Raw genomic sequence first — 8,300 nt, forward strand, 5'->3', positions numbered from 1 at the left:
GCCCGCGTCATGGGCAGACCGCGTCGTTCTGGTTGGGCGCGAGCCGCAGTTCGGCCAGGGCGAGCTCCAGCCCGCCCGAAGCCTCGATCCAGGCCGGCGAGGTCACTGCAGCCAGGTCCTCGCCGCCCGCCCGGAAGCAGGACAACCTGACCTTGATCGTCCGCCACGCGCCGGGCGGGGCCGCGCCCAGGACGTCCTGAAGGGGCACGCTGGCCGCGCCGAGGCCCAGGCGGACGGGGCCCGTCGGCCGCCGATCCACACGGTAGGTCGCCAGCAGGGTCATGTCGCCATTGGCCTGCCGCCGGAGATCGACGGCGGGGCCGGCGAAGACCGCCCGGCCCGCGCCGCTCCAGGCAAAGGCGCGCCCGGAGCCCTGCAAACCCGCCGCGTCCACCACCCGCACGGCCAAGGCGCCTGCCGGCGAGACGGCCGCCTCGGTCCCTGGCGCGACGGCCTCGCCGCCCGAGTCCCGCAGCAACAATCGCCAGGGCTCGGCCACCCGCCCGCCCGCCAGGTAGCGGTCGACGTTCTCGGCGACGGCCGCGACGCCGGAGGCTTCCGAAAGGCGCGGGACCTCGCGGCTGGTGCGATAGGTCAGGCCATAGCCGTAGGCGAACAGCGGGTCGTAGCCGGGGTCGCCCCGATTGAGGCTGAACTGGTCGGCCCGCTTGGGCCAGGAGAAGGAGAGCTTGCCGCGGAAGTCCGCTCGCGGACGGCCGCGCGCGTCGCCGACCAGGACGTCAGCCACGCCGGCGCCTTCGCTGCCCGGCAGCCAGGCGGCGACGAAGGCGTCCGCGGCGTTAATCTCCGGATTCACCCACAGCGGACGGCCGGACAGGAAGACGGCCACTACTGGCACGCCCTGCGCCTTCAGCTTCCGCAGCAGAGCCAGGTCGCTCTTCGCGCCCGGCTGATACTCCAGCGTGGCGCGGTCGCCCTGGAACTCGGCGTAGGGGTTCTCCCCGAACACCACGATCGCCACATCGGGACGAACGTCGAACCGGCCGTCGGGGCTGAGTTCCGCCTGGCCGCCGCCCGCGGCCACCGCGTCGCGGATGCCGCTCCAAATGGACTGGGCATTCGGGAAGTCCGCAGGCCCGTTGCCGGTCCCCTGCCAGCTCAAGGTCCAGCCGCCGGTCTGTTTGCCGATGTCGTCGGCCCCGTCGCCGGCCACCAGGACGCGCGCCCGGGCCGAGATCGGCAGGACCCCGCCGTTGTTCTTCAGGAGCACCAGGGACTGGGCCACGGCGCGGCGCGCCAGCGCGCGGTGCTCCGCCGCCCCGACCAGCTCGACCCGGCCTTCCAGGGGCCGCGGCCCGAACAGCCCCGCCTTGACCTTGACCCGCAGGATGCGCCGAACGGCGTCGTCCAGCCGGACCATCGGGATCTCCCCCGACCGGACCTGCGCCAGCGTGTTGCGGTAGAGGCCCCTCCAGCTGTCGGGGGCCATGAGCATGTCGACGCCGGCGTTGACGGCCTGGGGACAGCTCTCGTTGGTGCAGCCGGTCACCTGTCCATGAGCGTTCCAGTCGCCGACGACGAAGCCGTCGAAGCCCATCCGGCCCTTGAGCACATCGGTCAGCAGGCCCCGGTGGCCGTGCAGCTTCTCGCCCTGCCAGCTGGAGAAGGACGCCATGACCGTCATGACCCCGGCGTCGATGGCGGAGGCGTAGCCCGGGGCGTTGAGGCGGGCGAGGTCGGCCTCGCTCGCGCGGTTGTCACCCTGGTCCCGGCCGTCCGCCGCACCGCCATCGCCCAGGAAATGCTTGGCCGAACCGGCGACGTGACCGCCCTGCAGCGCGGGCCATGCGGCGGGCGCCCCCTGCAGGCCCGTCACCAGGGCCCGGGCGTAGCCGGCCACGATCTCCGGATCCTCGGAATACCCCTCGTAGGTCCGCCCCCAACGGTCGTCGCGGACGACGGCCACGGTCGGGCCGAACGCCCAGTCGATACCTACGGCGGCGGTCTCGCGAGCGGTCGCCTCGCCGATCCGCCGGATCAACTCCGGATCGCGGGCCGCGCCCAGGCCGATGTTGTGCGGGAAGATGGTGGCGCCCACCACGTTGTTGTTCCCGTGCACGGCGTCGATGCCGAAGATGAGGGGGATCGACGGGCGGCCGGGGCGCGCCTCGGTCGCGGCCGCGCGGAAGGCGCGGGCCGTGGCGAGCCAGGCGTCCGCCCCAGAGCGATCCGGCGCGCCCAGCGGCGGGCTGTCGCCGCCGGCCAGGATGGAGCCCAGCGGGAACTCGCGCAGGTCTTCGGGCCGGATCGAACCGATGTCGGCCTGGATCAGCTGGCCGACCTTCTCCTCCAGGCTCATGCGCCCCATCAGGTCGTCGACGAACGCCTCGGTGCGCGGATCCCTGAGGCCCCGGCTATGGGACGCTGGCCAGACCTCGGGATGCACCGCCGCCGGGGCCTCGGCGGCGCGCGCGGCAGCGAGCCCCAGCGTCGCCGCCGTGGCCACGCAAGCGCCGCGAAGGAATCTCTGCCCCATCCGACGCCCGTTCAGGCGCAGGAAAAGGACGGCGCGGCGATCCGGTCGCCGCGCCAGGTGGGGACGAAATAGGCCGCGGCATACGCCCGCGCGCCCAGGCGGATGCCAGGCGGGACCATGGGGTGTTTCCTCCCGGCCGTCTCAAGTCGCGGCCGTTGCGATAATGAAACCGTTACGTGCAATGACAGCGCTGTCAACAGATTCCGATAACGCTAACATTGCGGAACGGTCGCGCCGCTCGCCGGGCACCCCGGATCAAGCGATCTTCAGGGGCGGTCGTGGCGCGCGGGCGGTGGCGGCGGGGCGGTCGATTCTCGCCCGATCACCACATAGGCCACCTCGCGGACCCGCGGCGCTTCGTGGGTCGAATCCTGCGCATGGGCGATGATCATGCGCGCCGCCGCCTCCGCCATCTCGGCGACCGGCTGGCGTACGGTGGTCAGCTGTGGCGCCGAGAACTGAGCGCCGGGCGCATCGTCGAACCCCGCGACCGACACCTCGCCGGGTATGGACAGGCCCAGCCGTCGGGCGGCCTGGATCACGCCGAAGGCCATGTCGTCGTTGCTGGCGAAGATGGCTGTGGGCCGCGGATCAGCCGATAGGATCCGAAGGCCGCAGTCCAGGCCCGACGGGAAGGTGAAGTCGCCGTCGGCGACCCACTCTGGCCGAACCTGCAAGCCATGCTGCGCCATCGCGGCTTCGAAGCCCTCGCGTCGCGCGCGGCTCGCGGCATAGCGCGGGCTACCCACGACGAAGCCGATGTCCCGGTGCCCCATGCGGGCGAGATATGCCGTCATGTCGTAGGCGGCCCGGTGGTCGTCCATGTACACGCGCCGCCCGCGCGACGGCTCGGTCTCCGCGCCGAGCCGCACGTAAGCGACTCCGCGGCTGTCCAGAGCGCTCAGCACGACGGCGCAGTCCGAAACCGGCGGCGTGAGGATCAGCCCGTCCGGACGCAGCGAGGACACCATCGCCAGGATGTCCCGCTTGAGGGTGTCGGAGGCCACGTCCACCAGCTCGATGAGCAGATGGCAGCCGGCCTGGCGGCACTCCATCAGCGCGCCGAGCTCCATCCGGCTCAGGTAGTCGTTGCCGCGTCCGGAGCGCCAGTGCTCGATGGTCAGTTCCGCGTCGACCAGCGCGGCGATGATGTAGGACCGGGCTCCCGCCAGCCCGCGCGCCGAGAGGCTCGGGCGATAGCCGAGAGACTCGGCGGCCTCCTCCACCTTCCGGCGCAGCGCCTCGGTGACGTTAGGCTTGCCGTTCAGGACCCGGGAAACCGACTTGATGGAGACGCCGGCGCGCTCCGCAACGTCGTAGATCGTGACCGCGCTCATCGGGTCTCCCGCGCCGGGATGGGAATGGAGGCCCTCGCCGGCGCCCGCGTCGCGCCGATTGCGCAGCGCCGCAGACCGCACCAGGATGCCGTTCGTGTCCAGCGCTTTCCTTGCAGATGTCCCGCCGCGACCGCAAGCCGCCAGCGGCGCTTTCCTGGCCGCGCTGGCGATCGCGCAAATGGGCGCCTTCCTGGCGTTCATGCCGCTGCTCACGATCCTTGCGCCGCTGAAGGCCGCCGCCATCGACCCGGGCGGCAAGGCGTGGATCCTGGCGCAGGTCGGCTTCTGGGGGGCGTTGGTGGCGGGCGGAGCCAATATCCTGGCCGGCGCGCTCAGCGACGGCACGCACTCGCGCTTCGGCCGGCGACGGCCCTGGTTGATCGTCGGCGCCGTCGGCACGGCCGCATCCTGCTTGGTCATCATGCGGGCCCATACAGCGTTCGGGCTGGTGGGCGGCGTGCTGCTCTTTCAGCTTTGCCTGAACCTGATGTTCGGGCCGCTGGTCGCCTTGCTGGCCGACCAGGTCCCCCCGGCCCAGCGGGGCCGGGCCGCCGGGTTCATCGGCCTCGCCCCGCCCGCCGGCGCCATGACCGGCGCGCTGCTCGTGGGTGTGGCGCTGCCGCAGGAAGGCGTCCGCTACGCCGTCGTCGCAGGCCTGCTGCTGGCCGCCATGGTCCCGGTGCTGTTCCTGGCGCGCGAGACGCCCACCGGCCCCAGGATCTTTCGCCTGGCGCGGCCGCACCGCCTCGGAACACGGCGGCCGTTCCGCCTGACCCGCGACTTCGCCGTCGCCTGGCTCTCGCGGCTGCTGATCCAGGCCGGGATCACCATCGTCTCGCTGTTCACGCTCTTCAACATCCAGGATCGAGGGGCGCCGCCCGGCGGCCTTGCGCCCGAGGCGTTGCTGGGCCTGCTCGTGATCGGGTCCAGCCTGGTCCAGATCGCCGCCAGCCTCGCCGGCGGGTTCCTCTCCGACCACCTTCGGCGGCGCAAGGCGTTCGTGCTGGCGGCCGGCCTGCTCGTGGCCGCGGCCGCGACCCTCCTCGCCTTCAGCGCCGACTGGCGCCTGATGGCCGGCGCCTTCGCCATCTTCGGCGCCGGCTACGGCATCTTCACCGCTGTCGATGCGGCGCTGATCACCGAGGTGCTGCCCTCGGACCGCGACGCCGGGCGCGACCTGGGCGTGAGCAACCTCGCCAACACACTGCCCCAGATGTTCGCCCCGGTTCTCGGCGCCGCGCTGCTGCAGACCGCCGCCGGCTATGCCTGGCTCTACCTCGCAGCCGGCTTGGCGGCGGCGTCCGGCGGCCTGCTGATCCTCGCCATCCGCCGCGCGCGCTGAGGCCCCGTCGGCTCAGCGACACCGCGGATTGACACAAGTCATGGCGAGGCGGGTTCGGGCAAGCAAGCTGCAGCCATGCTGACGACCTACGAGTTCTATGTGGCCCAGAAGGACTCTGCGCCCCGCTTCGTGCCCGTCCTCTGCGGATCCGAGCTCGAGCTCATGCGACGCGCCCGCGAAATGCTGGCGCAGGAGGCCGCCGAGTTCGTCGAAGTCCGCCGCGGCGGCGAAGTCCTCTTGCGGCTCGTCGGCTGAGCCTCGCCATCACCTGAATGCCGCTGCCGTTCGCCTGGGACCGGCGTTCCGAGGCCGGTTCAATCAGCTGCTCGTGTGAGCGCCTCACCTCAGAGGCTCTCGCAGAACGCACCACGCGACTGCGCCAAACAAGGAACGTCGCGGTGCAGTCCTGGAGATGGAGCCACGTCGAAATGACGACGGGGGACCGTCGAGCTCTGACATCGACCCCAGATAGAAATCCTGACCTTGGATCGTCCTGAATCAGCTCCTGCCCTCGCGCCGCGCTCGTTCGCCCTCATTGGCTACGAGGGCCCAGATCGGGGCTATCGCAGCGCACCTTGGGCCGGCCGATAGCCCAGCCAGGAGAGCAGGCCGCCGAGCACGAACATCGCGAGAAAGATGGCCGCCGTGAACAGTCCCTCCTGCGCCGTGACTCCGTCCGGCTGGATCATGCGGGCGAGACCGAGTGCGGTGACACCCCAGCCGGTCAGCGTCACGAGCAGGGGCGAGCCCCAGCGCCAGCTATTGTGGGCCTGAACGATGGCCACGCCAGCCACAAACAGGAGGGTTCCGTTGAGGTACACGACAGGCGCCGTCTGGGCCGCGAAGATGTGCATGTTGGCAGCCTCGGTAGCGGCGAGAGCAATCGCAGTTGGGCCCGCGATGCGTGCGATCCGACGAGTTGCCGAGGTCATGCCAAGCACTCCAATTCAGGGTCGGAGCCATGCGACGCCCGCCCTGACGAAAGCGGTATGACCCAAATCAAGAGCTGATGACGCTCCGGAGCGGCAGCTTCATCGTCCACCGACCGAGCATCACCTCGTCACGCTGCGTTTGCGCCGTCAGGGGTCGTGAGCGCTTTCAGCGGCGGCCTCCAGTATTGGCTGCCACGCCGGCTCGGGCCGAAGTCCGAACACGTCCTCCAAGGCATGCGCGATCTCGCCTGGTGAAAGGTGACTGCGCTCCACCTCGCCGCGCGATCGCCGCACCGTCAGGCGGCCCTCAAGGAGCGCGTATCGCGCCTCCGGTGTGGCTCTGGTGACGATCAGCTGTCGGCGGAAGTGAGACGAGGGGTGGGTGGAGGTGAACCAGTTGAAGAGCTCATAGTGTTCGTCAAGCATCGGCTCGGATGAAAAGTCGTACAGGGGCAGCCAACGGTCTCCCGCCTCGGCCTGGACCAAGAAGCCAGCACCTAGAGGTATGATCCGATAGCGGCCATCGCCCGTGCCCTGAACATCGCGCGTGTCGATACGCAGCGGGGCCGAAGGGACAGCAGAGCCGAAGCCAACATCCACAAGCCAAGGCGCGCCTTCGATCCACACCCGCAGCACCATGTGCGTCCTTGGCGGCGGCGGCTCGCCGGGCGTGGCCATCCACCTGACGCTCGCGACGAGGGGGTCGACCTCGAACCCGATCGCGCCCAGGACCCGCCGGAACAGGCCATTCTGCTCATAGCAGTAGCCGCCTCGGCGAGCGCCGATGAGCTTGGCCTCGACGGCCTGATGGGAGATGTCGACGCCGCGCCCCAACAGCACATCGATGGCCTCGAACGGGATGGATGCCAGGTGGCGAGCCTGGAGCGCACGCAGCGTCTCCAGCGTTGGCGCCAACGGATCGCTATGGCCGATCCGCTGGCAGTAGGCCGCAAGATCGACTGCAGCAGGCTGACGGGCCGCGGCCAGGGCCCCGGCGATCTGGGAAGCGGCGTAAGGCGCATAGGTGCGCACAAATCGGACCGCCGGATTGGCCATCCGGAATCTGGCCTCCAGCGCCTTACGCTTGCTCCACGGGACGCCGGCGCCGAACGCCACTAGGTCCAAGCCGGCTTCAGGCTCCCCATCCAGCTGCGCCAGGGTGCTCCCCTGCGCGCGGACGCCAGCCGCGCCGAGCTCGTGCAGCACGAAGGATTGCACATCCGGGTCCTGGCCGATGACCAACAGGCGACTCCCGGGCGTTGCAGGCTCGCCGCTCATGCGGCGTCTCCATAGGGTCGGGCGTCGCGCGCCGACGTCCGGTCGGCTGTCGTATCGCAGAAGCGGTTGGCCCGGACGCTGCCGCGGATCATCGCCAAGCGGGTCGATTTCGTCATGTCTGCTCCTCCTTGCAAGGGACGGAGCCCGGGCATACTTCCTCAACCTTAGTTGAGGTCAAGACGGATGAGAGGGCTTGTTTCGGGAGCTCGACCGGCGACGGAGCTCACAGTCGGAGAAGTGGCGGCGCGTAGCGGCGTGCGCGTTTCGACCATCCACTTCTACGAGGCGAAGGGGCTAATCCGGGGCCGACGTAGCGAGGGCAATCAGCGCCGCTTCTCTCGCGAGGTGCTCCGCCGCCTCGCGGTGATCCGCGTGGCGCAGCGCGCCGGCATTCCGCTCGCAACGGTGCGTGAAGCGCTCGCAGAGTTGCCACTGGACCGGGCTCCGACGCGCGAGGACTGGCGGCGGCTGTCCGCACGCTGGCGCGACGAGTTGGACCAGCGGATCCGCGGGCTTGTCGGCCTACGCGACCAACTCGACGGCTGCATCGGCTGTGGATGTCTTTCCACGAGCAACTGTCCTCTGCGGAACCCTAACGACACCTTGGGTCGCGAGGGGCCCGGTCCCCGATTGATCGAGCCCGTTCCCGCGGCGCGGCGCTCAGCCTCAGCGGCGGACCTCTAATCGCTCCAGGCGACGCAGCCAGCGACCTGAACCCGTAACCTGCCCATCGGGGTGGCGATACTTGAGGCGTATCGGCGCTCCTCCAGATCGGCGCTCGTCTTCCGCCGACGAGACGGCGATGACCAATCGCACTGCTCGCCGCGCCGCTGAGGGCCGCGGGGGCCGCTAGCGTGGCGCTGTCGATCGGTCTGATCGCCGGCCAACAAAAAAGCCCCGCGTTTCCGCGGGGC

7 protein-coding genes are annotated in these 8,300 nt (G+C 70.4%); 3 read left to right on the forward strand and 4 right to left on the reverse strand.

What is annotated here, in order from left to right:
* Positions 1-7: 7 nt before the first annotated feature.
* Positions 8-2,497: a glycoside hydrolase family 3 protein gene (locus A2790_RS01895; protein ID WP_293387028.1), complete on the reverse strand. Its 2,490-nt coding sequence runs from the start codon at positions 2,495-2,497 to the stop codon at positions 8-10.
* Positions 2,498-2,763: 266 nt separating this feature from the next.
* Positions 2,764-3,834, reverse strand: coding sequence for a LacI family DNA-binding transcriptional regulator (locus A2790_RS01900; protein ID WP_293387030.1), 1,071 nt, complete (start codon positions 3,832-3,834; stop codon positions 2,764-2,766).
* A gap of 94 nt (positions 3,835-3,928) precedes the next feature.
* Between A2790_RS01900 and A2790_RS01905 the strand changes: the two genes are divergently transcribed.
* A complete protein-coding gene (locus A2790_RS01905; protein WP_293387032.1) occupies positions 3,929-5,176 on the forward strand; it encodes an MFS transporter in 1,248 nt (415 codons plus the stop codon).
* Between the two features lie 75 nt (positions 5,177-5,251).
* Positions 5,252-5,431, forward strand: a complete 180-nt coding sequence (locus A2790_RS01910; RefSeq protein WP_293387034.1) for a hypothetical protein — start codon at positions 5,252-5,254, stop codon at positions 5,429-5,431.
* A gap of 305 nt (positions 5,432-5,736) precedes the next feature.
* On the opposite strand, the gene A2790_RS01915 is transcribed toward A2790_RS01910, so the two are convergent.
* Positions 5,737-6,108: a hypothetical protein gene (locus A2790_RS01915; RefSeq protein ID WP_293387036.1), complete on the reverse strand. Its 372-nt coding sequence runs from the start codon at positions 6,106-6,108 to the stop codon at positions 5,737-5,739.
* Between the two features lie 147 nt (positions 6,109-6,255).
* A complete protein-coding gene (locus tag A2790_RS01920) occupies positions 6,256-7,386 on the reverse strand; it encodes an arylamine N-acetyltransferase (RefSeq protein ID WP_293387038.1) in 1,131 nt (376 codons plus the stop codon).
* A 183-nt stretch (positions 7,387-7,569) separates the two neighbouring features.
* Between A2790_RS01920 and soxR the strand changes: the two genes are divergently transcribed.
* Entirely contained in the window at positions 7,570-8,070 is a 501-nt protein-coding gene (gene soxR / locus A2790_RS01925) for a redox-sensitive transcriptional activator SoxR (RefSeq protein WP_293387040.1), read from the forward strand.
* The last annotated feature ends 230 nt before the right edge of the window (positions 8,071-8,300 follow it).

Origin of the sequence: Phenylobacterium sp. RIFCSPHIGHO2_01_FULL_69_31 (genome assembly GCF_001824475.1) — a bacterium.
GTDB lineage: Bacteria > Pseudomonadota > Alphaproteobacteria > Caulobacterales > Caulobacteraceae > Phenylobacterium.